At 51.8% G+C, this 23,254-nt stretch carries 24 protein-coding genes; 13 read left to right on the top strand and 11 right to left on the bottom strand.

Annotated features, from left to right (window positions below):
- Positions 1–284 precede the first annotated feature (284 nt).
- Positions 285–782 (top strand): ferritin, encoded by a 498-nt coding sequence (locus tag SynROS8604_RS08400; protein WP_255444965.1) that lies wholly within the window; start codon positions 285–287, stop codon positions 780–782.
- Positions 783–1,048: 266 nt separating this feature from the next.
- On the opposite strand, the gene SynROS8604_RS08405 is transcribed toward SynROS8604_RS08400, so the two are convergent.
- Entirely contained in the window at positions 1,049–1,642 is a 594-nt protein-coding gene (locus tag SynROS8604_RS08405) for a Crp/Fnr family transcriptional regulator (protein ID WP_186522840.1), read from the bottom strand.
- Between the two features lie 472 nt (positions 1,643–2,114).
- Between SynROS8604_RS08405 and SynROS8604_RS08410 the strand changes: the two genes are divergently transcribed.
- Positions 2,115–3,725: an iron uptake porin gene (locus SynROS8604_RS08410; protein ID WP_186543632.1), complete on the top strand. Its 1,611-nt coding sequence runs from the start codon at positions 2,115–2,117 to the stop codon at positions 3,723–3,725.
- A gap of 127 nt (positions 3,726–3,852) precedes the next feature.
- Here SynROS8604_RS08410 and SynROS8604_RS08415 read toward each other — a convergent pair whose 3' ends face one another.
- Positions 3,853–4,092, bottom strand: a complete 240-nt coding sequence (locus SynROS8604_RS08415) for a hypothetical protein (RefSeq protein ID WP_186543633.1) — start codon at positions 4,090–4,092, stop codon at positions 3,853–3,855.
- Positions 4,093–4,157: 65 nt separating this feature from the next.
- Positions 4,158–4,820 carry a Fe2+-dependent dioxygenase gene (locus tag SynROS8604_RS08420; protein WP_186543634.1) on the bottom strand — a complete coding sequence of 221 codons (663 nt, stop codon included), beginning with the start codon at positions 4,818–4,820 and terminating at the stop codon, positions 4,158–4,160.
- 106 nt (positions 4,821–4,926) lie between these two features.
- Here SynROS8604_RS08420 and SynROS8604_RS08425 point away from each other — a divergent pair, with 106 nt between their 5' ends.
- Positions 4,927–5,931: an extracellular solute-binding protein gene (locus SynROS8604_RS08425; protein WP_186543635.1), complete on the top strand. Its 1,005-nt coding sequence runs from the start codon at positions 4,927–4,929 to the stop codon at positions 5,929–5,931.
- On the opposite strand, the gene SynROS8604_RS08430 is transcribed toward SynROS8604_RS08425, so the two are convergent.
- On the bottom strand, positions 5,906–7,465 hold the full coding sequence (locus SynROS8604_RS08430; RefSeq protein ID WP_186543636.1) for a UbiD family decarboxylase: 1,560 nt from the start codon (positions 7,463–7,465) through the stop codon (positions 5,906–5,908). The two genes, SynROS8604_RS08425 and SynROS8604_RS08430, sit on opposite strands and share 26 nt — an antisense overlap.
- Before the next feature lie 65 nt (positions 7,466–7,530).
- Between SynROS8604_RS08430 and SynROS8604_RS08435 the strand changes: the two genes are divergently transcribed.
- Genes SynROS8604_RS08435 through sds form a run of 5 tightly spaced genes read left to right on the top strand, consistent with a single transcriptional unit; the run spans position 7,531 to position 12,037 of the window.
- Positions 7,531–8,271 (top strand): 2-phosphosulfolactate phosphatase family protein, encoded by a 741-nt coding sequence (locus tag SynROS8604_RS08435; protein WP_186543637.1) that lies wholly within the window; start codon positions 7,531–7,533, stop codon positions 8,269–8,271.
- Positions 8,272–8,318: 47 nt separating this feature from the next.
- A complete protein-coding gene (locus SynROS8604_RS08440; RefSeq protein WP_186543638.1) occupies positions 8,319–9,140 on the top strand; it encodes a carbon-nitrogen hydrolase family protein in 822 nt (273 codons plus the stop codon).
- 5 nt (positions 9,141–9,145) lie between these two features.
- Positions 9,146–10,240 carry an N-acetylmuramoyl-L-alanine amidase gene (locus SynROS8604_RS08445; protein ID WP_186543639.1) on the top strand — a complete coding sequence of 365 codons (1,095 nt, stop codon included), beginning with the start codon at positions 9,146–9,148 and terminating at the stop codon, positions 10,238–10,240.
- On the top strand, positions 10,237–11,028 hold the full coding sequence (gene murI / locus SynROS8604_RS08450) for a glutamate racemase (protein ID WP_186543640.1): 792 nt from the start codon (positions 10,237–10,239) through the stop codon (positions 11,026–11,028). The genes SynROS8604_RS08445 and murI overlap by 4 nt, the downstream gene beginning before the upstream one ends.
- Positions 11,029–11,065: 37 nt before the next feature.
- Positions 11,066–12,037 (top strand): solanesyl diphosphate synthase, encoded by a 972-nt coding sequence (gene sds, locus SynROS8604_RS08455; protein WP_186543641.1) that lies wholly within the window; start codon positions 11,066–11,068, stop codon positions 12,035–12,037.
- Here sds and SynROS8604_RS08460 read toward each other — a convergent pair.
- Positions 12,021–12,725 (bottom strand): HAD family phosphatase, encoded by a 705-nt coding sequence (locus tag SynROS8604_RS08460; RefSeq protein WP_186543642.1) that lies wholly within the window; start codon positions 12,723–12,725, stop codon positions 12,021–12,023. The genes sds and SynROS8604_RS08460 overlap by 17 nt on opposite strands.
- A gap of 100 nt (positions 12,726–12,825) precedes the next feature.
- Here SynROS8604_RS08460 and acs point away from each other — a divergent pair, with 100 nt between their 5' ends.
- Positions 12,826–14,796, top strand: a complete 1,971-nt coding sequence (gene acs / locus SynROS8604_RS08465) for an acetate--CoA ligase (RefSeq protein ID WP_186543643.1) — start codon at positions 12,826–12,828, stop codon at positions 14,794–14,796.
- A 53-nt stretch (positions 14,797–14,849) separates the two neighbouring features.
- On the opposite strand, the gene SynROS8604_RS08470 is transcribed toward acs, so the two are convergent.
- Genes SynROS8604_RS08470 through SynROS8604_RS08480 form a run of 3 tightly spaced genes read right to left on the bottom strand, consistent with a single transcriptional unit; the run spans position 14,850 to position 16,550 of the window.
- Positions 14,850–15,326 (bottom strand): TerB family tellurite resistance protein, encoded by a 477-nt coding sequence (locus tag SynROS8604_RS08470; RefSeq protein WP_186543644.1) that lies wholly within the window; start codon positions 15,324–15,326, stop codon positions 14,850–14,852.
- A gap of 25 nt (positions 15,327–15,351) precedes the next feature.
- A complete protein-coding gene (locus SynROS8604_RS08475; protein WP_186543645.1) occupies positions 15,352–16,095 on the bottom strand; it encodes a DUF1350 family protein in 744 nt (247 codons plus the stop codon).
- The gene (locus SynROS8604_RS08480) at positions 16,092–16,550 is read right to left on the bottom strand and encodes a peroxiredoxin (protein ID WP_186543646.1); all 459 of its coding nucleotides are present in this window, start codon (positions 16,548–16,550) and stop codon (positions 16,092–16,094) included. Before SynROS8604_RS08480 ends, SynROS8604_RS08475 begins: the two co-directional genes overlap by 4 nt.
- 84 nt (positions 16,551–16,634) lie before the next feature.
- On the opposite strand from SynROS8604_RS08480, the gene SynROS8604_RS08485 reads away from it, so the two are divergent.
- The 3 genes from SynROS8604_RS08485 to pstS all read left to right on the top strand — a co-directional run bounded on the left by SynROS8604_RS08485 (position 16,635) and on the right by pstS (position 18,981).
- Positions 16,635–17,426, top strand: a complete 792-nt coding sequence (locus SynROS8604_RS08485) for a 3'-5' exonuclease (protein ID WP_186543647.1) — start codon at positions 16,635–16,637, stop codon at positions 17,424–17,426.
- Positions 17,427–17,574: 148 nt separating this feature from the next.
- Positions 17,575–17,841: a hypothetical protein gene (locus SynROS8604_RS08490; RefSeq protein WP_186545901.1), complete on the top strand. Its 267-nt coding sequence runs from the start codon at positions 17,575–17,577 to the stop codon at positions 17,839–17,841.
- Positions 17,842–17,976: 135 nt separating this feature from the next.
- Positions 17,977–18,981, top strand: coding sequence for a phosphate ABC transporter substrate-binding protein PstS (gene pstS, locus SynROS8604_RS08495; RefSeq protein WP_186543648.1), 1,005 nt, complete (start codon positions 17,977–17,979; stop codon positions 18,979–18,981).
- 174 nt (positions 18,982–19,155) lie between these two features.
- On the opposite strand, the gene arsJ is transcribed toward pstS, so the two are convergent.
- Entirely contained in the window at positions 19,156–20,400 is a 1,245-nt protein-coding gene (gene arsJ / locus SynROS8604_RS08500; RefSeq protein WP_186543649.1) for an organoarsenical effux MFS transporter ArsJ, read from the bottom strand.
- Complete coding sequence (locus SynROS8604_RS08505) at positions 20,397–21,419, bottom strand: ArsJ-associated glyceraldehyde-3-phosphate dehydrogenase (RefSeq protein ID WP_186543650.1); 1,023 nt, start codon at positions 21,417–21,419, stop codon at positions 20,397–20,399. Before SynROS8604_RS08505 ends, arsJ begins: the two co-directional genes overlap by 4 nt.
- A gap of 362 nt (positions 21,420–21,781) precedes the next feature.
- On the opposite strand from SynROS8604_RS08505, the gene SynROS8604_RS08510 reads away from it, so the two are divergent.
- Complete coding sequence (locus SynROS8604_RS08510) at positions 21,782–22,342, top strand: Crp/Fnr family transcriptional regulator (RefSeq protein WP_370586495.1); 561 nt, start codon at positions 21,782–21,784, stop codon at positions 22,340–22,342.
- Positions 22,343–22,433: 91 nt separating this feature from the next.
- On the opposite strand, the gene SynROS8604_RS08515 is transcribed toward SynROS8604_RS08510, so the two are convergent.
- On the bottom strand, positions 22,434–23,147 hold the full coding sequence (locus SynROS8604_RS08515; protein WP_186543652.1) for a response regulator transcription factor: 714 nt from the start codon (positions 23,145–23,147) through the stop codon (positions 22,434–22,436).
- Positions 23,148–23,254 lie beyond the last annotated feature (107 nt).

Consider the following 23,254-nt stretch of genomic DNA (forward strand, 5'->3'; position numbering starts at 1 on the left):
AAAAAGCTCCAAATTGAAAGTTGTTTCGTCATTTTATCGATCCCAAGGCTTTCTTGTGAACCCTGAAGTCGTGCCATTCGAGTCATCTTGAGATTGACTCTCATTATACATGGTCGAAAGCGCACAAAATAAACAATGTTGCTTGACGAAACAGTGGAAAAAGTCAATAATTAATAAGTGATTTTTGATTCAGAGGAGTGTTCAATATGACGACTTCAGATTCGTCAACTCAGATTGGAACGAACGTTGCGCAGGGGCCTAACGGACGGGCACTGGCTGAATCCATGAATCCAGATTTGCTCAGTGCAATCCAGCAACACATTTCAATCGAGAGGCATGCCTCAATCACTTATTTGGCTATGTCCATCTGGTGTGCTGAACGTGAACTTGCCGGTTTCTATCAATTTTTCGATGGTGAAGCGAAGAGCGAACAGTCCCATGCCGTGCACTTCACCCAGTATTTGATAGCACGCAGTCAATCCAACGACCTGCAACTATTAGCTGCTCCAAGGCAAAGCTGGGACAATTTGGCTGCATTAATGGCAACAGCCTTTCAGATGGAAGCTGATACAACGTCTTCGATCCAAAGCGTGTATGCCATGGCTGAAAGAAACAGCGATACCAGAACTACCGTATTCCTAGATCCACTCATTGAAGCCCAAATTCAATCCGAAGATCAATTCGCTTACTTGCTCGGGCGGGTGAAGTTCGCGAATGGTGACCCCACAGCGTTGCTTGTCATCGATAACGAATTAAGAGCAGGTCAAACGCAGCGAGGTTGACCTGAGCATTGCTCGTTTGCTTTGTTCGTAGAGCAAACGAGCACTAATCGTGAGCTGCTCAAGCTTAAGGACGTCAAAAGTATCATAAATTTCCACGAGCCTGATGTGAATCGATTCCAAATCGTCTCTTAAACGCTTCTTCAGCAGTGGGCTGATCGATTTAATTGTTCTTTCAATGGCGATGCACTGGTAACTCGTTAAATGTTCAACCTCCTGACTCAAGGTCAGAACCAGGCTCTCACTAGCAATTCCTTCCACGTAATCACCTAAAATCCGAGCGGACTTGATTCAATCAATCTGGGAGAGAGTTTCATAGAAGCTTCACCAGAGTTGGTCACCAACATTTCACCATTGCGAAGTTTGGAGATCAAGCGCGTAGACGTCACTCTGGTGGAGCCAATCAATTCACCAATTCGGTCGTGTGTAAGTCGAAAGGGAAGATTGCACCACTCTCCATAGCGCTTGCCCAAGCGATTGACTAACAGACTCAGCAAGGCGTGAAGTCTCTGTTCTGCTTGTCCTAAGTGACGGATTCTCAGAAGTTGCAGCGTCCACTCATTCACTGAGTCATACCCATTTGGGGATGGCTCCATCGATTTCGTTTCGATTCTCAGTGGAGTCATCGCTTCAACGCAAATGCCATCACTGCACAAACAATCAGTTCTGAGCTGATCACCCGTCTGTAGGAAGGCAAGCGTCATCCCTTCTGTTTCTTCGCAAGGGCAATACACCCTGGCAATCCCTTCAAGCACATTTAATTTCATGCAATCACTGCGCCCGTGGGTGTCGACAAGCACGGTTTGCCCCGTCGGGATTTGGATCGAGGACGTGGGGTCGTCAGGCAGGAAGCGGAAGCTCACGGAGTGATTTTAACGCTAATGAGAATTGATAGCAACATAGCCCAAACAGAGTCTTTCTGCAATCGATTCTCAATAGCTATTGCTTGTTGAAGGGGATCGTGTGCGATCTCGACCTTTTTTGATCCAAAACGACTGACTTTGCGTCTGATCGCCAACAAAGTCATCCCTGCCACCAATGGAGTCACGTCGAACAAGAACGAACGCGACCGCTACAAGCGCTGCGAGAGCGAACAAAGAGGCTCTAAGTATGAATTTTGTAGTGTCCAAGTCTCGAGTTAATTTCGAGGCCATTGTCTAGCGACAAAAACAGAATTGAATTCGCTTGTATCAAATGACGTGCATCAATGTGCCTTATGTAAAAAAGAATTGTGCTGTACAAGGGGACTAAAGTGTCTTTTTTACGTCGCAACTTCGGCAAAGAGCAATTAAATTTGCGTCGACGCATTTTGCGTCATCTTGTGTGAGGATCAATTTGAAACTTTTCCATCAACTGCTGGTGGCCCCAGCGGCCCTGGGCCTTTTGGCACCTGTGGCTGCTAACGCCACTGAGCTGAACATCAACGGTGTGTCTGACTACGCCGCTACTGGCGAGCAAGTCACCAGCATCACTCAGTTTTCTGACGTTTACCCAACCGACTGGGCTTATCAGGCACTCAGCAACCTGATCGAGCGCTACGGCTGTGTTGCTGGTTATCCCAACGGCACCTACCGCGGTAACAGGGCGATGACCCGCTTTGAAGCGGCTGCTCTGTTGAACGCCTGTCTCGACCGCGTCACCGAAGTGACCGACGAGCTCAAGCGCCTGATGAAAGAGTTTGAAAAGGAACTCGCCATCCTCAAGGGCCGTGTTGACGGACTTGAGGCCCGCGTTGGCGAACTGGAAGCCACTCAGTTCTCCACCACCACCAAATTGAGTGGTAAAGCCGTGATGACCATTGGTGCCACCTCTTATGGCGGTGACGAGACGGATAATCTCAAGGATAAAGATGGCAATTATGTAGGCGACACGGGAACATCTTTCTCGTACCGCACCACCCTCAACCTCAACACAAGCTTCACCGGTAAGGATTTGCTCTACACCAGACTGAGAACTGGTAACTTCGGCAAGAATGCGTTCTCAGGTAGCGGCTACACCGGAAAGCAAACCCAAATCGAGCAATCGAAGAGCAGTGCTAACAGCCTGAAAGTTGACAAGCTTTGGTATCAGTTCCCACTCGGAAATGATTTCCAAGTGTTTGCAGGTCCCCTGATCGAAAACTACTACATGTTGGCCGCCACACCTGGCGTCTATAAGCATGTGTTGAAACAGTTCAAACTCGGTGGTTACTACGGTGCCTACGGCGCAAGTACCTCACCAGGTGCAGGTATCAACTGGATCGGCAACAGAAATGCTGATTACGGTGATGCCAAACTCAAAATCAGTGCCAACTATGTCGCTAAAAACGGTCCAAACAGTGACCCCAATAATGGTGGTATCGCTGGTGATCGTTCCAAAGGTAAGTTCCTAAGCCAAATCGCTTACGGATCACCTCAGTGGCAAGTATCAGCAGCCTATGCTTATTCACAGGCTGGTATGACAGTTGGTGGTGCAGGTACTCCCGCTGGTCTTAACAAAGGAGGATATTCAGACGCCAATCAGTTCAACCTAAATGCTTATTACCAGCCCCTAGATAGTGGTTGGATGCCTAGCGTTAGTGTTGGTTGGAGCATCACCAGCTTCAACGAAAAAGATGGTTTTACTGATGGTGATGTCACCCAATCACAAGGTTGGCTTGTTGGTCTGAACTGGCAAGATGCTTTCATGCGCGGTAATCGCTTAGGTTTCGCAATTGGACAACCTCAGTTTGCGACTGCTCTAAAGAATCAGGGTAAAGACGGCAATGGTTATGCAGACGATGGCAACTATGCTATGGAACTGTATTACGATTTCCAAGTCACCGATAACATCACGGTGACTCCTGCGCTGTTCTACTTGAGCCGTCCTTTCGGTCAAGAGACTGGATCTAGTTTCAAAACAGGTGGTGCAGGTGCAGACACCTTTAGTACCCTTGGTGGTCTTGTGCAGACTACATTCAAGTTCTAGAACCTAAATCCATTTAGGATCATGATTGAGGAGGGTTTAACCCTCCTTTTTTATTCTCAAGTCAAATTGCATTAAAAAAGGAGGGGCTAATAAGTCCCTCCTTAAAAGCCTGAAAAGAGTCGTTCTCTTACCAGCAATTCTCACCCTCACCAATGGGAATACAAATATCTTGCTCTGCGGCTTTTTTAGCTGCGGCCTTGGCATCAGCATCCTTTTTAGAGGCTGCATCAAGATCTTGGTCCGTGGACCATTCCTGAAGGCCTCCGCTGGGCGCTTGATCCGCCTGAACGGGTTCCACGCTTGCTAGCTGACCTGACAATGCAGCTGCACTAGCAAGAAAGATGGAAAGAGCCGTCGTCTTTTTCATGAGATTGGTGCATCCACTTCAGCTTACTGAACAGAATGCAACGGCCCGAATCTTTTTATACATGCCTAGCCACCTAATCTCCGTAACAGGTTGGTGTAGGCCAAGAAGATCAAATCAAGTTCGTCACTACGACCGTGCTTTGCCAAAACCGCTCGCGCACCACTTTCCAGCTGAAACAAACAAAGGCGATCATTTTCAGCCTGCACATAACTCTCAATCCAACCCACACAAACCGTGCGAATACCTCTCGTGACCGTACAAACGCGATGCAACGATGTACTGGGATAGATCACAATTTCACCCTGCTTAAGCCTGATCGGAAATGACTCAGAAATACTATCGATCTCCAGCTCACCGCCCTCATACCTCGTGTCATCCGTTAAGGAGAGCGTAAAAGATAAATCACTTCTTCCACTGCTCATATAGGCATTATCAACATGGGTGTCATACCCACCTTCCTTTTCTGTTTTTGTAATTAAGAAGCGGTGAAGTTTGCGAGGAAGGCAAAATCCTTTCACGACTGGATGGTTCCACATGGCATGTTCGACTCGCTCATGGATGTCTTTTCGCAATGGAGAATCATAGATAATTTGTAAATTTCTTTTTCCTCCCTTCGCGTGAGCACCAGCGGTGAGTGAACCATCCTGCCATTCTGCATCCTGAGCAAGTTTCTCAAGCAAGTTTTCACAGGTTTCTTGGTCAAGTAATGGCAAGCGCAAATGATTCATTGTTCAGTCCTTTCATCTCTGGCATGGTTGACGAGCATGGTCATGTGACAAATGATTCGGTTGCATCCCAACAGCCTCCTATAGTAAAAGATGCTGTTTTATTGAGATGAAACGTTTTTTGTTTCTCACATCTCTTTTGCCACTCGTTCTTCATACACCAGCACTTGCGGCAGGAGAAGTGAGAGTGTATTCAGGTCGTCATTACAATACTGACCGTCAGGTTTATAAAAAGTTTTCAGATCAAACCGGCATTAAAGTTCGCTTAGTGGAAGCCTCAGGGATTTCATTGGTTCAGAGATTAAAGAGCGAAGGTAAGAATACAAAAGCTGATGTCATTATCTTAGTTGATGCTGCACGCATCAATAATGCAGCCAATGCAGGACTCTTTGGCAGTATTCAATCCTCATCTTTGGATCAATCTGTACCATCTCGCTATCGCGATCCCAAGAAAAGATGGTTTGGTCTAACGCGACGCGTACGCTCGATTATTGTTAATCCAGCCATCGTTGCCCCATCCTCAGTGACATCATATGCAAAACTTGCAAGCCCATCTTTAAAAGGCAAAGTATGCCTAAGAAAGCGTAAGAATGTGTACAACCAATCACTGGTTGCTGATCAATTAGCACTTAAAGGGACTGGCAAGGTTAAATCTTGGCTAAAGGGTCTTACCCGCAATGTGAGCCAGCCCTATTTTGGCGGTGATATCGGATTGATCCGTGCTGTTGCCCAAGGCCAGTGTGGAGTTGGAATTGTGAATCACTACTACCTGGCACGCATGAGAGCAGGAGTTAACGGGAAAAAAGATCAGCAATTTGCCAACAAAGTTAAAATCGTAATGCCAAAACCTGCTCACGTTAATATCAGTGCTGCAGCGATTTCACGCTATTCGAAAAACAAAAAAAATGCAATTAAATTGATTGAGTTTTTAGCATCTCCTCAAGGAAGTTCTGGGCTAGCTGGACCCACCTATGAGTTCCCACTCAAAGGGGTTGGAGGATCAACGTACTTGAAGGGAATGACAAAATTCACTCCTGATCGAGTCACGATTTCGCAGCTAAGTAATTACAACAAACAAGCTATCCAGCTCATGACCGAGGCTGGATGGAAATAAGCTTGTCCAATACATAACCAAACACGGCAGGATCTGGTTCAGCATGATCCAGATCTGCCAAGCCAAGCTCCTCGAGCCGGCCCGATACTTGTTGCTCCAACTCCGCTGGTCGGCTTAAGGGTTCACCCCATTCATGATTCTTCTCAGGTCCGATCTTGGTGGTGGCATCAACGGCCATTCTTCCGCCAAGTCCGAGTTGTTCGCTAGCAAAATCGAGCGTATCAAAAGGAGTATTTTCTAAGACAAATAGGTCTCTCTGAGGATCCACTTGTGCAGCAATAGCCCAGACAACCTGACGGGGATCCCGCACATTGATGTGCTTATCAACCACGACAACAAACTTCGTGTAAGTAAATTGCGGGAGAGCACTCCAGAAAGCCATCGCAGCTCGTTTTGCCTGACCTGGATAGGCTTTATCAATAGAAATAATTGCCAATTTATAACTTAGTGCCTCCATAGGCAGGAAGAAATCTCTGATTTCAGGGATTTGTTGACGCAAAATTGGCGTATAGATTCTGTTTAAAGCAATGGCCAGCATCGCCTCTTCTTTCGGTGGCCGGCCACTGAATGTGGTGAGAAAAATCGGCGACCGCCGCTGGGTCATGCAATGGAAACGCACCAAAGGTGAATCCTCCACACCCCCGTAGAAACCCATGTGATCACCAAAGGGGCCATCTGGGCTGACCTCTCCTGGAGTAATCGTTCCCTCTAACACCACCTCACTGCAACTTGGCACCTGCAGATCAATTGTTTTGCAGGGGGTGAGCCGCACTCCCTCCCCTGCATAAATTCCTGCGAACAACCATTCACTGAGTTGCACAGGGATCGGTGTTGCTGCCGCCATCACAAGCAGAGGGTGAACACCAATAGCGATGGCCACCTCCAGCTTTTTGCCCATCGCCGCTGCCTTCCGCAGGTGACGGGCCCCACCACGAACGCTCAACCAATGCACCGTCATGGTGTTCACCGATTGACGCTGCAGGCGATAAACCCCCACGTTTGGGACACCGGTTTCCGGATCTTTCGTAATCACAAGGCCCAAGGTGATCACACCACCGGCATCCCCCGGCCACGGTCTGATCAGGGGGATTTGATCGAGATTGACCTCATCTCCCGAAAAGATCTGCTGCCGGCAGGGAGGGGCGAGATCGCGGTCTGGTCGTGCCTTCACCAGGTCCCAAAACACCCTGGCGAATTGCTTGGTCTCCTTGAGGTCTTTTGGAGGCCTCGGTTGCTGAAGGATGGCAAGCCTGGATCCAAGCTCCTCAAGCTGTTCAGCCCGCTCAAGGCCCATGCTCCAAACCACACGCTCCACAGTGCCGAGCGTATTGACGGCCACAGGCATGCTGGAGCCAATCACATTTTCAAACAGCAGGGCTGGACCACCGGCAGCAAGCACCCGATCAGCAATGGCTGCCAGCTCAAGGTCTGGATCCACGGGTGCCGTAATCCGCCGTAGCTGTCCACGCTCCTCCAGCAGCTTGAGAAAGTCCCGCAGATCTCTCGTTCCAGGGCCGGGTCCAATCAAAGCCATGGAGATGAAAGGGTGATCAGGAAGCAATCTCGTTACTGTGACGCACGCTGATCGAGATCGTGGCCATGAAGGTGTCCTATTTCCACGTTGCTGGTGAAGTGCCAGACACCATCAACGGTCCAGAGGGTCCTGACGCCGCTGTTGTGATCGATGTCCTGCGCGCCACCACCACCATTGCCTGGGCGTTGCACAACGGAGCAGAGGCGATTCAAACCTTTGCTGATCTCGATGAACTCCGCTCAGAAGCCAACGCCTGGCCCGAGCAAAAGCGCCTGTTGGTAGGCGAACGGGGAGGGGCGAAGCTCGATGGATTTGATCTTGGCAATTCCCCCGTTTCCGTGGTCCCCGAAACCGTGAAGGGCAAGCGCCTGTTCATGAGCACCACCAATGGCACCCGCTCCTTGCACCGGGTGCGAGAGGTGGCCTGTGTGCTCACGGTGGCCTTGCCGAACCGGGAAGCGGTGGCAAAACGACTGATCCAGGATCAGCCCGAGCAGGTCTGGATGGTGGGAAGCGGCTGGGAAGGCACCTACTCCTTGGAGGATTCCTTAGCCGCTGGTGCCCTCGCCGAATCCCTCCTGGCCGCAGGGGCCAGCGTGGCTAACGACGAAATGCAGGCGGCACTCGCTCTGTGGGCCCAATGGAAAGACAATCCCGAGGCCTGTTTACGGATCGCATCCCATGGACAGCGCTTGATTCGCCTGGGGGATCACGACGCTGATTTCCAACGCTGTGCTGATCTTGATCAGCTATCGGTGGTGCCGACCCAGGCTGAACCAGGCGTGCTTCGTGCTGTTTCTGGGTAGCCGCACGGCAATAAGCCAATACCATTTGCCAATCGGAAAGAACGCACGTGAGTGACTTTTTGGCTGCGGCCCTTCAACTCACCAGCACAACTGACCCTGAAAGCAATTTTGCAGCCGCTGAAGAGCAGATCGATTTGGCGGCGCGTCGTGGCGCAGAGCTGATCGCTTTGCCCGAAAACTTTGCCTTTATGGGTGACGACGCGCAGCGACTCGAACTGGCACCGGCATTGGCTGAACAGGCAGCGCGCTTTCTGGTCACCATGGCCCGTCGCTATCAGGTCGTGATCCTGGGTGGTGGCTTCCCCGTTCCCGTCGGTGATGGCCAACGCCACTTTCAAAGGTCACAGCTGGTAGGCCGTGACGGACAAGTGCTGGCTAGTTACGACAAAATCCACCTCTTTGATGTGGACCTCCCAGACGGGAGCTCCTACCGAGAATCAGCGAGCTTCAGCCCAGGCACATCCCCCCCTCCCGTCGTGGATGTGCCTGGTCTATGTCGGGTGGGGCTGTCCATTTGCTACGACGTGCGCTTCCCTGAGCTCTATCGCCACCTGGTTGGAGCCGGAGCTGAGTTGTTAATGATTCCCGCTGCCTTCACAGCCTTCACAGGGAAGGACCATTGGCAAGTTTTGCTCCAATCACGGGCGATCGAAAACACGGCCTACGTCCTGGCTCCAGCCCAGACAGGCGTGCACTACAAGCGACGACAGAGCCACGGGCATTCCCTGGTGGTGGATCCTTGGGGCACGATGTTGTCCGATGCCGGGGTGGCTCCAGGGGCCGCCATCGCTCCCATTGACCCCAGCCATCTCCAGCGCATTCGCGGGCAGATGCCGAGCCTGCAGCACCGCCAACCCTCGCTGTTCTGAAGGGCATGGCTCCGCTGACCTTCCGCTTCAGTGCGCTCGTTCTTGCGGCGGCTGTCCAAGCGTCATCCCTGCTTCTCAGCCTGCCGGCCCAAGCCGCCAGTGCCCTGGCAGCCTGGAAACTCAGTTCTTCAGGGGAGCTCCTGCTGCGCACCGCGGCGGGTGCGCGACTTCAAGCCTTCTTCGAAGCCGGGGATCGCAACCGCGGTCCAAGGGTGTGGATCGATTTTCCAGGTGAGCTCAGTCGATCGAGAAGCCTGCCCGGTTCCGGCCCCGTTCGCGAAATTCGGCTTGGCAAACCGAGCGCAGGTGAAACCCGATTGGTGATCGAGTTTCAGCCAGGGGTCGATCTCGATCCCAGTCAATTGAAATTGATCGGTACCGCTTCCAATCGCTGGAAGCTCAGCTTTCAAGGGCTTTCCACCACAGGGTTAAGGCCGATCGGGGAAGGAGATCTCAACCGTGCATCCTCTGGGTCCTGGGCGGGTGGCCTACGCATCCAACCCAGCAAAACTCCAGTGAATGCGGCGGGCTTACCCACCGTGACCCGAGGCAAATATCGCGTCGTTATCGACCCAGGCCATGGTGGTCCCGATCCCGGCGCTGTGGGAATCCGAGGGATCAGGGAAAGTGAAATCGTTCTCGATATCTCCCTGCAAGTCGCTCGATTACTGGAAGCCAAGGGGGTCCAGGTGATCATGACGCGAACAGCCGAAGTGGATGTCGATCTTCCGCCTCGGGTTTCAATTGCCAATCGGGCTGGTGCGGATGCTTTCGTCAGCATTCATGCCAATGCGATCAGCATGGCCAGGCCTGATGTGAACGGGATTGAGACGTTTTTCTACTCCGACCGTCGTTCAGCCCGCTTGGCCGCTCACCTTCAGCAGCAAATGCTAAATGTGTCGCCCGGCAGCCCGAATCGAGGTGTGAAGCGAGGTCGATTTTTTGTGATTAGGCGCACCACAATGCCAGCAGCGCTCGTGGAGATGGGATTCGTCACTGGCAACATTGATTCTCCGCGCCTGGCCACCTCGTCCCACCGTCAGAGGCTGGCTTTAGCCCTTGCCACCGGCATCCTCGACTATCTGAAAGGAGTGCGTTGACCATTCGTCTCGGACTGTTTGACAGTGGCATTGGCGGGCTCACCGTCTTGCGCAGAATCCTGGAGCGTCACGGTGCCGTGCCGGTGACCTACTTAGGCGACACCGCCCGTGTTCCCTACGGCAGTCGGTCTCCTTCAGAAATCCGTTCGATTGCCGCTGAAGTGGTGGCCTGGTTGCGAGTCCAAGAGGTCTCCACCGTTGTGATGGCCTGCAACACCACCAATGCTCTCGCCAGAGATGTCACCGAGGGGCAAGCCGGCGTTCCCGTTGTAGGGCTGATTGGCGCTGCCGCTGCCCTCGTGAAAGAGTCGAGAGTGGGCGTTCTCGCGACCCCAGCAACGGTGGCCTCAGGCGCCTATCGGGAGAGCATCGAGGCGCTCCATCCAGGAACCTTGGTGGTTCAACAGGCCTGTCCTGATTTTGTTCCGCTGATCGAGGCCGGAGATCTCGGTTCCGATGAACTGCGCGAAGCGGCGATTCGATACCTCCAGCCCTTGCTTGAAGCCTCGGTTGATTCGGTGGTGCTTGGTTGCACCCATTACCCCCTGCTGGTGCCACTGCTCGCGAACTTATTGCCCCCTCACATGCGTCTGATCGACCCAGCTGTCGCCGTCGCCACCCAACTCGATGCCTTTCTTGGCCATCCCTTACCAGGAAGTCATAATCAGCCGGTATCACTGGCCGCAACGCATCTTTGCGTCACAAAAGACGCCGCAGGGTTTGCCGAGAGAGCCACGGCTTGGCTGGGGCAAAGGCCTTGCGTTGATCTGGTGAATCTGCAGCCATAGGTCTGCATTTCCTAGGATCTTTGTACCGAGGGGATTCATGGCCACCGTCACCGAGTTGCTGCAGCCGGTCGAGGCGGATCTTGAGATCCTGCTAAGCGACCTCCGCAGCTTGATAGGAGCCGGTCATCCGATTCTCCAAGCAGCTGCTGAACATCTTTTCAGCGCTGGAGGGAAGCGCCTCAGACCTGGAATCGTGTTGCTGATTTCGAGGGCGCTTTCCGCAGACGGAGAGTTGAGCTCACGCCATCGACGTCTGGCAGAGATCACGGAGATGATCCACACCGCTTCGCTCGTTCACGACGATGTTGTGGATGAAGCCTCAACACGACGGGGCGTTGAGACCGTCCACAGCCGATTCAATTACAGAGTGGCCGTTCTCGCTGGTGACTTCCTGTTCGCTCAGGCGAGTTGGCACCTAGCGAATCTCGACAACCTGGATGTCGTTAAATTGCTGAGTCGTGTGATCATGGATCTCGCTGATGGGGAAGTGAAACAAGGCCTGTTTCGCTTCGACACGGGCCAATCCTTTGAAACCTATTTCGAAAAAAGTTACTGCAAAACAGCTTCATTGATTGCGAACAGCGCCAAAGCGGCTGGTATTTTAAGCGACTTGTCGGAGCCTCAGCTTGAGTCTTTGTATCACTACGGCCGGCAGCTGGGTCTGGCTTTCCAGGTTGTGGATGACATCCTCGATTTCACTGGCAGTGATCAACAGCTCGGAAAGCCGGCAGCCAGTGATTTATCCAGCGGTTATCTCACAGCTCCCGCTCTTTACGCCCTGGAAGAGCGTCCTGCTCTGTCCGGTTTGATTGAACGCGAATTCAGTGAAGAGGGTGATCTTGAAACCGCTTTGGCGTTGGTTCGCGAGTCAGAAGCCATTCCTCGCACCCGAGAACTGGCCAAAACGTTTGCGCGCGAAGCCCGCGAAGCCTTGGATTGGATGCCCGAATCCCCATCACGGTCTGCCTTGCTGGAGCTACCAGATTTCGTGCTTAGCCGTCTGTACTGAGGCTGTGCCGGAGTTGCTCCTCTCCCTGGCCCAAGCTGGTGATGAGCGTTAAACGAGGATGTTGCATCGCAGGGGGTTGGATTACAGCGTTTTCACTGAGCGTTTCGACCAACTGCCAGACCCAACAGCCTGCCGCTAAGGCCGACTGACAACCCGCGTGTGAATCCTCAAAGACCCAGCAATCACTGGGAGACAACCCCAGCCTTTGGGTTGCTAGCAGATAGGGATCAGGAGCTGGTTTTCCTGCACGCAGGTCCATGTCATCGCCCAACACACGGCTTTGAATTAAATCCAACCAAGGGTGGCCGGTGATTTTGTAGAGCAGCGATGCCTCCTTGCTGCTGGTGACCAGCACCATGGGCAAATGCTGGGAACTGCAAAACCGGATCAGTTGCTCAGCGCCCGGAACCGCTGGAGCCTCAGCGACTAAACGCTTGGCAATGGGCTCCCGCGCTTTTAGGAGTTGCTCCGCTATGACTGACTGCTTCAACCATGAGCAAACCAAGTTGGCATTGTCATCCCGGCGACGTCCCTTCAGCTGTTGAAGTTGCTGCGTCGAGAGGGATCCGTTGAAGCACGCTGCCGCTGCTTTCCAAGCCTCTGCCTGCAACGGTTCGGTATCCAGCAGGAGACCATCAAGATCAAACAGGCATGCTTTTGGTGCTGACAAGGATCCAGCCTTTGGCATCGTTGCCTGATCACTGTTCTGTGGATTCTGACAACGCGACTGGTGCGGATGCAGAAAGCGTCGATATTGTTGTGCTGTCAGTGCATTTGAGCAGCAGGCGATGAGTGAGGGTTCCACCATTGAGAGCGTGCTTCAAGAACAACGGGTCTTTGATCCACCAGCGGATCTCGCCAGGGATGCGCGAATTTCTGGGATGGAGTCCTATCTCGCTCTAGCTGAAGCGGCCAAATCTGATCCAGACACGTTCTGGGGAGACGCAGCACGGCGTGAACTGCACTGGTTTGAACCGTTTCACACCGTTCTCAACTGGGACAACCCTCCCTTTGCGCGCTGGTTTGAGGGGGGGACGACCAATCTTTCCTACAACTGTCTTGACCGGCATCTCAATGGACCCAAGGCCAACAAGACAGCCCTGATCTGGGAGGGCGAGCCCGGGGATGTGCGCACCTTCACCTACCAGGAGCTGCATGCTGAGGTGTGCCGTGCGGCCAACGCCCTCAAGGCCATGGGAATTGGCAAAGGCGACCTTGTCGCTCTGTACATGCCCATGGTGCCGGAGGCCGCCATCGCGATGCTGGCCTGTGCGCGCATTGGCGCTCCGCACTCCGTGGTGTTTGGTGGCTTCTCAGCGGAAGCCCTGCGTGATCGCCTCATCGATGGTGAAGTGAAAGCGGTGATCACCGCTGATGGCGGTTTCCGTAAGGACAAGCCCGTGTCGCTGAAGCCTGCGGTGAATGCAGCGCTTGCCGATGGTGCTTGCCCAACGGTGAAGTCAGTGCTCGTCGTGAAACGCACCGACCAAGCGGTGGAGATGGTGCCTGGGCGAGATCAGTGGTGGCACGAAATCGTCGCCAATCAATCCGAAGCCTGCATCGCTGAGCCGATGGCGAGCGAAGACAGGTTGTTTGTGCTTTACACCTCTGGCTCAACAGGAAAACCCAAAGGGGTGGTCCACACCACCGCGGGTTACAACCTCTGGGCCCATCTGACGTTTCAATGGATCTTCGACATCCGTGACGACGATGTGTTTTGGTGCACAGCCGATGTCGGCTGGATCACCGGACACAGCTACATCGTCTACGGGCCACTGTCGAACGGCGCCACCACCGTGATGTACGAGGGTGCTCCTCGACCCTCCAAGCCAGGCGCATTCTGGGAGCTGATCCAGAAACATCGCATCAGCATTTTCTACACCGCTCCAACGGCCATTCGTGCCTTTATGAGGAGTGGCCGTGCGGTACCAGATCAATACGACATGAGCAGCCTCCGCCTGCTTGGCACCGTCGGGGAGCCGATCAATCCTGAAGCCTGGATGTGGTATCGCGATGTGGTGGGCGGTGAGCGCTGCCCCATCGTCGACACCTGGTGGCAAACCGAAACCGGTGGCGTGATGATCAGCCCCCTTCCGGGAGCAACCCCCACCAAGCCTGGCTCTGCCACCTTGCCCTTGCCTGGGATTCAAGCCGACATCATCGATGCAGAGGGCAATAGCTGTGGACCCAACGAAGGCGGGTACCTGGCGGTGCGAGCGCCCTGGCCAGGAATGATGCGCACCGTTCATGGAAATCCCCAACGTTTCCGAGAGAGTTACTGGGAAGCGATTCGTCCTGCAGATGGATCGCACCTTTACTTCGCTGGTGATGGGGCACGCCGGGATGACGACGGCTATTTCTGGGTGATGGGGCGTGTGGATGACGTGATCAACGTCTCTGGCCACCGTCTGGGCACGATGGAAATCGAATCGGCCTTGGTAAGCCATCCCTCCGTCGCTGAAGCCGCCGTGGTCGGTCGGCCCGATGATCTCAAGGGTGAGGGCATCGTCGCCTTCGTCACGTTGGAACTTGGACGAGAGTCCAGCGACGCCCTCGTTGCAGAACTCCGAGCCCATGTTGGGAAGGAAATTGGTCCGATTGCAAGGCCAGACGAGATTCGCTGCAGCGATGCCTTGCCTAAAACGCGTAGTGGCAAGATCATGCGCCGGATTCTGCGCGCTCTCGCGGCCGGTGAGGAGGTCACTGGCGATACCAGCACGCTGGAAGATCGCTCCGTTCTTGATCGTTTACGCAGCTAAAGCCAACCAACCCATGCAGGAGCAGCCTTGGCTTTTGCTGCATGGGAGACCACTTAAATCATCGGGAAATCTGGTGGTAGAAGCGCTTGATCGGGCCATCCATCCTTTCCATAAATGGCGTCCAAAATCACGTTGAGAAGCGAACGCTTCTGTTGGAGCTCCTCTTTTGCAGCCCATTGAATTTCACTTAATTCTTCGTCCGAAACTTGAAGAGCTTCAATCAACTCGCGATAAGCCAAACGCTCTTTTGGATTGATATCCGATTCATCGCCTGGATTCCTTGACACGCCTGCCACCAAGCAAGCCACTCTCACCGCTGTGCACTGATCGGTGTGATTTGTCAGCAACGTGGCGAGCTCTGTCAAACTCTGTGGCCGATTGGGCCTGTCATCAGGGGTGGCTTCCTCGAGATAGAGGCGCCCAGGCAAGTCTTTGAGCAAACGATCTTCCTCATCAGAAATGCTGCCATCACTCAGAGCGATGCATCGCGCAATCTGAAGAAGAACGTTTTGTGTTTTGTTGTCGCTCACAACGATCTGAGAAGAGCTTTCTCAATCATCGCTGACGTTCAATACCGAGTCCCACGTTGCCAATGGATTGAATCAGTTCTCCGATCACCCTGGCTCTAGACGGATCATCGGCCCAGTCCCCCAGGAGCCCCTGTCGAAGGCCAGCACTGGCAGGGGTGAGGTGATCTCCCTTCATGGGTACAAACTGACTTTGATCACCGGAACGATTGCTTAACGCCTGCATCAAGTCCTGGCTCTGATCCAACTGATCAGCCCCAAAGCGGATCACCAGGTTGTGGGGCTGGAGGTAATAACGTTCGATCAAGCGCAGAGTTTCCTCAGGTCCAGGGCTGAATTCCGTCACCACGCCAAGGCTTGGCGCCAATGTGCCAAGCAGAGGAATCGAGCGTTCAGCGGTGAAGTTGTTGAAACTCAAAGCGGCCATCGCCAGACTGTTTCTCCCTCCGTCCGGGGCCAACAAATGCAGCTTGCAGCCCAAGCTGTGGCCCACACGGACCGGAACAAGATCTTTGCCTAAGCGCCGATGAAGCGCTGATCGACAGGCGCGTAAGGCCTGCCAACCCTCCCGCGCCTGCAGTTGATGATCAAACCCAGGGACGTAACTCCAGGCGTGAACCGCAAGCTGACGAGCCGCCAACCCTTCCAACAACCGTCGGTAACTGATCTGGGGATTGGTGGCTAGGTAGCTCCCCCCAATAAATTCAACCAACCCTTTTGCGGAAGCAGGCCAGAGGCACCAACAGCCCTGTTGTCGCTGCCAGCGGCTCATGCTTTGGACAGCTCCTTCACGATCCGCTCGGCTTCACGCACGTGCGCCGGACCATCAAGCATGTTGTTGAAAATATGGCGAATCGTTCCCTCGGCATCGATCACATAGGTCACCCGTCCTGGAAGCAATCCCAGAACTTTGGGAACCCCAAAACGCGTGCGTAGCTGCTGCCCCTGATCACTGAGGAGGGGGAACGGCAACTGATAACGCTGAGCGAATTTGCGATGGCTCACGGCATCGTCGCTGCTCACACCCCAAACCACAGCACCAAGGGCCTCGAGTGAGGAATGGATATCGCGAAAAGCACAAGCTTCTGCCGTACATCCAGGGGTGTCGTCTTTGGGATAGAAAAACAACACCAACACCTTGCCTTGCAACTCTTCGCGACGTCGCATCACGCCGTCTTGATCTTCGAGGGCAATCTCTGGTGCCCGGTCTCCGATCGTGAGAGCCATGGGGTAAATCAAGAATTTCAGGCACCCTAGGAAGCACCTAGGCCTAGACGGGAGAATGGTTTTAAGAATGAACGAGCTGCAGTGATGGAGTCGGGGGCTGTTCCTGGTCAGTTGAATCTTCTGGGTGAATTTGAGATGGAGGAGCCGCAACCTCTCCCCGTACCAGAAGGAGAAGCAGGCGATCCCTCCCCAGCGCACACCCTGTTGATCCTCGATACGGAAACCTCTGGCTTAGAGCCTGAAGAGCATCACTGCCTTGAGATCGGGGCGATTTTGTTTGATGTACCAAGCCGGCAGATCTTGGCCCAGATGTCCTGCCTCTTGCCCGTTGATTCCAATGCGGCGGAGGCTATCAACCGCATCCCAGCCGCCGTTACACGTCTGCCCCAACCCTGGAAACCAGGGCTGGACTACTTCCAGGAATTGCTGAACGCAGCCGACCTACTGGTGGCACACAACGCAGCCTTCGACCAGCAGTGGTTTGGCAGAGGGTCTCTTCCTGCCACCGATCGTCCTTGGCTCTGCAGCATGGAGGACATCCGTTGGCCTGCCGAAAAACAACTCAGGCCCCGCCCTTCCGTTCGAGACTTGGCCCTCGCCTACGAGATTCCAGTTTGGGCAGCCCATCGCGCACTGACCGATTGCATCTATTTAGCCGAAGTATTCCGCCGTTGCGATCAACTTGAAAAGCTGATTGAACGAGGACGGGAACCCCGTTCCCTGATGCGAGCGCAGGTGTCCTACGACGATCGCCAACTCGCTCGTGAAGCGGGATTCCGCTGGAATGACCCCGTGAAGGGGGCCTGGACAAGACGTCTGAGCGCACGAGAAGCAGCAGAACTGCCTTTTCCAGTGGTGGCTCAAGACGCGGTTTGAAGCCAAGCATCCAGTTTTGTTTCAGCAATCCGAAGCCACATAGGGGATTTTTCACGAAGAAGGTCCGCGGCATCAGGCTGTCAGTACGGTTGTTCTCTAACTACGGCTCAGCGTGCAGAGACCTCTCAGCCACTGCGAATTCCGGAGCATGGATCCCTTGCGGCGTCGCCTGCGGCGCTGGCAACAGGTGCGCACTTGGGCTCGTTTAATCCGAGAAGCGGAATCTCTTTGGCACGTGGATGTTCGTGAATTAAGGCGGCTTGGAGCGATTGAACTTTCACAGTTGCTAGAGGAAGTCCCTCCAATGCAGCGCATCCGAGTCAATCGTTGGCTCAATCGCTATTCCGTCGCAACGCGCTTGATTTGCCCTCAAAACTACAAAACCAATCAGCTTCAAGACACGCCCAACGCATGACCATCCGGATCCATTGTTGAGATCTCACTGCTTCAAAAAAGCAGAAACTGAGGGAACTGATAACCAGTCCTTAATGCATCCTTTAATTGGTAATGAAGATCAGCATTTAAAACAAGCGGGCAGTGATTGCACAGCATGCGTCGCCCTTTCCCGATTCGCTCATCCATCGCTCTTATGGGCGTGGCTGCAGGCCTCAGCCTTGCAGCGTGTACGAGCACAGAAAACAGCAAAAGCAACATTGAAGGGAGTCTATCGGCAGCAGGAGCTTCCTTTCCAGCAGCGATTTATCAGCGTTGGTTTTCGGACTTAGCGCCGCAGGGAATCCAAGTCAATTATCAATCCGTAGGTTCTGGGGCAGGTGTACGCCAATTCACTGCCGGCACAGTGGACTTCGGGGCTTCTGACAAGCCAATGAAACCCGAAGCCATTGCAAAAGTGAGTCGTGGTGTCGTGCAGATCCCAATGACAGCTGGTGCTATCGCCGTTGCATACAACAATGCAGGCTGTGAGCTAAAGCTGTCACAAGATCAATTAGCCGGCATCTTCTTAGGCTCGATCAAAAACTACAGTGAACTCGGATGCGATTCAAAAGCGATCAAAATTGTGCATCGCTCGGATGGATCCGGAACCAACTACAACTTCACCAAACACCTTTCAGCAATTAGTCCTGAATGGAAAGACAATGTAGGCGCTGACAAATCTGTCCAATGGCCTTCGGGAATTGGAGCCAAAGGAAATGAAGGTGTGTCTGCTCAACTTCAACAAATCGATGGTGGCATTGGCTACGTCGAGCTGGCCTATGTGAAAGGGGATCTCCAAGCAGCGGCTGTGCAAAATGGCTCAGGCGAAAAAGTTGTCCCCACGAACAAAACGGCCAGTGAAGCGCTGGGATCCATCGATCTCGGTCCAGATCTGATCGGTGGCAATCCAAACCCTATGGGTGGATATCCAATCGTGACGTTCACTTGGGTGCTGGCCTATGCCAACGAAAATGCTGAAAAGTTACCTCTTCTTCAGAAGACCTTTAACTACATGCTCTCGGACGAGGCCCAGTCCAAAGCTCCTGAACTTGGCTATGTTTCACTTCCTCCAGAAGTCATTAGTAAAGCCAAAGAAGCAGTTGCAACCATCAAGGAATAATCCTTAGTTGAGCGACTTGTCAGGATAAAATAAGAGGGGGGAGAGTCGTTCTCCCCCTTTTTTTATTCAATGTGAAGTAGGAAATAATGACGACCCACACAAAGTGCATCATGAGCAGCAACAATGCCACAAGACATCCAATGGCAAGCAAATCAAAAGCAGCCACAATAGAAACTAAAGTGGCTGCATGGATTGTCTAGACGGATAAGGCAATTTACAACTGCTCAAAAATGCCAATCCCACAAGAAGGCAAGACATCCACAAGCAAGCCTGCATACCTCCGACAAGAAAAATAGCTCCTGACAGCAAAGTACCCGTTAAACGTCCAGCGGCATTCGCCATGTAATAGAAGCCAACGTTGAGGCTTACGTTTTCGGAATCGGTATAAGACAGAACCATGTAGGAGTGAATGGAGGAGTTCATTGCAAAAACAACACCAAACGCAGTCAATCCAGCAGTGATAGCAACCGACACATCGACTTCACGCCAAAGAGCAATCGCGATGAGAGCCGGTATCGCCGTTAATAGGGCACTCCAAAACTGCACAGAGGAAACCCCAGGTGGAGTGGTCTTTCCCCAAAGACGACGCAATCCAGGAGCAGAACCCTGAACAATGCCGTAACCGATCACCCAAAGGCCTAAAAAGCCTCCAATTTCCCAGAAGCTCCAGCCCAAAGAGGCCTCTAGAAAAACGGGCAAAGCCACCACAAACCAGACATCTCTGGCACCAAACAAGAAAAAACGAGCCAATGACAAGACATTGATTCCTTGGGATTTGGAGAAGAGGGACGACAAAGAAGGCTCATCCTTCATCTGTCCAAAATCCCCTGGCAAAGCCAAGGTTGGCAGGAATGCCAATGCCAAACCTGCTGCCAACAAACCAACGGCAAAATTGAAACCAAAAGAGGTTAAAAGCAAACCACCAAGAAAAAAACCAACCCCCTTGAGAGCATTTTTGGATCCAGTAAGAATGGCAACCCATTTAAAAAGTTGTAGATCCCCGGTCTGAACATCATCATGAACGGGAACCACAACCTTAATAGCACTTTTAGCACTCATTTTGTTGAGATCCTTCGCGATACCGCTAACCGCCTGAGCGACCATCACATAGGTCACACTCAACAACTTTGGCCAGCTGGCAGCAACAGGGATCAACATCAACAACGCAAAGATCTGCAGCAACGTGCCAACCCACAACGTGAAACGCAGTCCAGACCGAGCACCAATCAAACCACCATAAAGATTCGTTAGGATCCCAAAAAACTCATAAAAGAGAAACAGAAAGGCAATTTCAAGTGTGGAATATCTAAGCTCGTGAAAATGAAACAGAACCAACATACGCAACGCTCCATCAGTGAGCGTAAACGCCCAATAATTAGCAGTCACGATGCTATATTGCTGCAGTGAAGAGAGCCTCATTCCTCGAGAGAAGCTATATGAATGGCCAGATCAGCCATGCGTGAACTGTACCCCCACTCATTGTCATACCAGGCATAAACCTTTACTTGCGTACGGTTAACAACCATCGTTGACAACGCATCAACAATAGTGCTTCGGTTGTCATTCACATAATCGACTGACACCAACGGGCGGGTTTCATAACCAAGAATGCCGCGAAGATCACCATTGGCAGCCGTTTCAAAGGCTCCATTAACATCCTCTATCGTCACATCCTTCTCCAATTCAAACACTGCATCAGTGAGGGAAGCATTTAAGAGAGGCACACGCACCGCATGACCATTCAGCTTGTCCTCTAATTCAGGAAAAATTAGGCCGATCGCCTTTGCTGAACCAGTCGTTGTGGGGATCAGACTTTGCATGCAGGAACGAGCACGTCGCAAGTCATGATGAAAAGCATCCACAACAACCTGGGTATTGGTGACGTCATGCAAGGTCGTAATTGAGCCATGCTTAATCCCAAAACTGTTATGAATGACCTGAACAATCGGTGCTAAACAGTTAGTAGTACAAGAGGCAGCCGTAACAACTCTGTTGAGATTTGGATCATAAAGTTGATGATTAATCCCATAAACAACATTGATTATCTCAACACCATCAACAGATCCTTTTACGGGACAAGCAACAAGCAATCTCTTTAATTTTAAAGAATCTAACAACCTTTGAAGTGATTCTGATTGCTTATAGTTTCCACTACATTCCAGTAGCATATCCACCCTAGATAGAATCCACGGCGCACTAGCTGGATCACTCTCTGTGCTAAACCGAACTGACTGATTGCCAATAAGAAACCCATTTGGATGCGGCAGAACCTCTGGATGCCAGCGCCCATGTACAGAGTCGAATTGAAGAAGGTGGGCAGCAGCAGCAGCGTCACCAGCGCAATCGTTTACATGAACAATCTCGATGCCTGAACGGCCCCATAATGCGCGAAAAACAAGCCGACCAATCCGGCCAAAACCATTGATGCCAATACGCATCGAAACTAAAAAAAGAATCCATCCACACTTACTCGTCCCAAGCTCGAAGTGTGTTTAGAAAGGGTTAAAGGATTCCCCAGAGCAGGTAAAGATCAATCCAGACAGGTGGCGAGAGATCAAGATCAGAGCATAAAAGCGACATTGATGACCATTCAAGGGCTCAGCGCTAGAGACGAAGACCCTTAAACAAACCATTACCAACTCTTTGCTCAGTGCTGAATGCAGCTCCATAGCCTTATCTCACACCACGAGCACACTGCGAAATGGTTTGCAGCCCTAGCAGCTCCAGCGGTTTTCTAGGAGATTTAGAGAACAGCTATCGACGTCGCTCCATTCATTTCGATGCAGGGGTCAACATCCCTATGCTCCCAGAGCATATTTGGATTGTTGTACGGGGCATCGTGAAATTAAGCTGCCTGAATGAGCAAGGTGATGATGTGTTAATTGCGATTGCAGGTCCAAATGAACCCTTTGGTGATCCGCTAACACAACTCGACCTCTACCAGGCCACCACGCTTGATCGTTGCGACTTGCTTGGTCTATCGATTCAAGATGTGAATTCAACGCCTCATCTGGGCATCAATCTGATGAAGGCGATGATCAGAAGAACCCATCAGTCAGAAGCTCTCATTGCTCTTTTAGGACTGCGTGGTGTAGAAAATCGTGTAAAAAGTTTTTTAGAGTTATTAGCAGAAGATTATGGCAATCCATGCAACCAAGGGCTAAAATTAGATTTACGCCTTACACATCAGGAAATAGCAAGTGCTGTCAGCACAACCCGAGTTACCGTCACAAAGGTATTAGGTCAACTCAAAGAGAGTGGTTGGCTTCAATATGATAGCCAACAAAAGATGATTATAAGTCTTCTCCCGAAACCAAACAACCACCAACAGCAAAACAATCGATCAATTCAAGCCAAATAAATACAAAAAAATTGCAAGCGAAAACACAAAACATTTTAAACGTCCAAACCAATTATCTAGCAGTTAAATCAACAACCTCAACAACATATAATCAGCAAAAGCGGTACCCAAAATCTCGAACCGTAAAGATCCTAGCTGGACTAGAAGGATTGACTTCAATTTTTTCACGCAGCCAACGAATATGAACATCAACCGTCTTTTTGTCACCGATATAGTCGACACCCCAAATCTGATCAAGCAATTCGTCACGACTCCACACTCTCTTTGGGTGCTGCATGAACAACTCTAAAAGTTTAAATTCTTTAGGTGAAAGTTTAATATCACAGCCATCTCGAGAAGCCCTACATTCATCCGGAAAAAGTTTGAGATCACAGCATTCAAACTTTGCAGAAATAGGTGCCGCTCCACTTGATGGATGGCGCCGCAAAAGGGCTCTGCAACGAGCCAAAAACTCACGATATCCAAATGGCTTGATCAAATAGTCGTCTGCACCAACTTCAAGACCCATAACACGATCAGCTTCCGTATTTAAACCACTAGTCATTAGAACAAGAGATTGATTATTTTGCATTCGAAGTTTTCTACAAAGGTCAAAGCCACTGACACCGGGGAGCTTACGATCAAGAATAATTAACTCAAACTCTTCCTGCTGTAAAAGATCCCATGCAATCAATCCATCAGCCAAAGCTTTAACCTCGAATCCCTCCTCTTTGAGAACGCCACAGATGAGTTCACGAGTTTCTTGATCTTGATCAACAACCAAGAGACGGGCGGCATTAGAAATGTCGAAAAAATCTGATGTCATCTAGACTTGATCACTTCAGAAACTCCATCAAACCGAATCAAATTCAGTTTAGCCAACCATCCATAGCTCTGCACGTCCAATCCACATCCAGTGAGAGTGCAGTTAGA

This window comes from Synechococcus sp. ROS8604, assembly GCF_014279655.1.
Taxonomy (GTDB): Bacteria; Cyanobacteriota; Cyanobacteriia; order PCC-6307; family Cyanobiaceae; genus Synechococcus_C.

What these genes read in the sequence shown, in the direction of transcription:
- SynROS8604_RS08400 (WP_255444965.1), top strand. Translation starts at nt 285, where the DNA reads ATGAATCCAGATTTGCTCAGTGCAATCCAGCAACACATTTCAATCGAG.
- SynROS8604_RS08415 (WP_186543633.1), bottom strand. Translation starts at nt 4,092, where the DNA reads ATGAAAAAGACGACGGCTCTTTCCATCTTTCTTGCTAGTGCAGCTGCA.
- SynROS8604_RS08420 (WP_186543634.1), bottom strand. Translation starts at nt 4,820, where the DNA reads ATGAATCATTTGCGCTTGCCATTACTTGACCAAGAAACCTGTGAAAAC.
- SynROS8604_RS08425 (WP_186543635.1), top strand. Translation starts at nt 4,927, where the DNA reads ATGAAACGTTTTTTGTTTCTCACATCTCTTTTGCCACTCGTTCTTCAT.
- SynROS8604_RS08430 (WP_186543636.1), bottom strand. Translation starts at nt 7,465, where the DNA reads ATGGCTTTGATTGGACCCGGCCCTGGAACGAGAGATCTGCGGGACTTT.
- SynROS8604_RS08435 (WP_186543637.1), top strand. Translation starts at nt 7,531, where the DNA reads ATGAAGGTGTCCTATTTCCACGTTGCTGGTGAAGTGCCAGACACCATC.
- SynROS8604_RS08445 (WP_186543639.1), top strand. Translation starts at nt 9,146, where the DNA reads ATGGCTCCGCTGACCTTCCGCTTCAGTGCGCTCGTTCTTGCGGCGGCT.
- sds (WP_186543641.1), top strand. Translation starts at nt 11,066, where the DNA reads ATGGCCACCGTCACCGAGTTGCTGCAGCCGGTCGAGGCGGATCTTGAG.
- SynROS8604_RS08460 (WP_186543642.1), bottom strand. Translation starts at nt 12,725, where the DNA reads ATGCCAAAGGCTGGATCCTTGTCAGCACCAAAAGCATGCCTGTTTGAT.
- acs (WP_186543643.1), top strand. Translation starts at nt 12,826, where the DNA reads ATGAGTGAGGGTTCCACCATTGAGAGCGTGCTTCAAGAACAACGGGTC.
- SynROS8604_RS08475 (WP_186543645.1), bottom strand. Translation starts at nt 16,095, where the DNA reads ATGAGCCGCTGGCAGCGACAACAGGGCTGTTGGTGCCTCTGGCCTGCT.
- SynROS8604_RS08480 (WP_186543646.1), bottom strand. Translation starts at nt 16,550, where the DNA reads ATGGCTCTCACGATCGGAGACCGGGCACCAGAGATTGCCCTCGAAGAT.
- SynROS8604_RS08485 (WP_186543647.1), top strand. Translation starts at nt 16,635, where the DNA reads ATGGAGTCGGGGGCTGTTCCTGGTCAGTTGAATCTTCTGGGTGAATTT.
- SynROS8604_RS08490 (WP_186545901.1), top strand. Translation starts at nt 17,575, where the DNA reads ATGGATCCCTTGCGGCGTCGCCTGCGGCGCTGGCAACAGGTGCGCACT.
- pstS (WP_186543648.1), top strand. Translation starts at nt 17,977, where the DNA reads ATGCGTCGCCCTTTCCCGATTCGCTCATCCATCGCTCTTATGGGCGTG.
- arsJ (WP_186543649.1), bottom strand. Translation starts at nt 20,400, where the DNA reads ATGAGGCTCTCTTCACTGCAGCAATATAGCATCGTGACTGCTAATTAT.
- SynROS8604_RS08505 (WP_186543650.1), bottom strand. Translation starts at nt 21,419, where the DNA reads ATGCGTATTGGCATCAATGGTTTTGGCCGGATTGGTCGGCTTGTTTTT.
- SynROS8604_RS08510 (WP_370586495.1), top strand. Translation starts at nt 21,782, where the DNA reads ATGCTCCCAGAGCATATTTGGATTGTTGTACGGGGCATCGTGAAATTA.
- SynROS8604_RS08515 (WP_186543652.1), bottom strand. Translation starts at nt 23,147, where the DNA reads ATGACATCAGATTTTTTCGACATTTCTAATGCCGCCCGTCTCTTGGTT.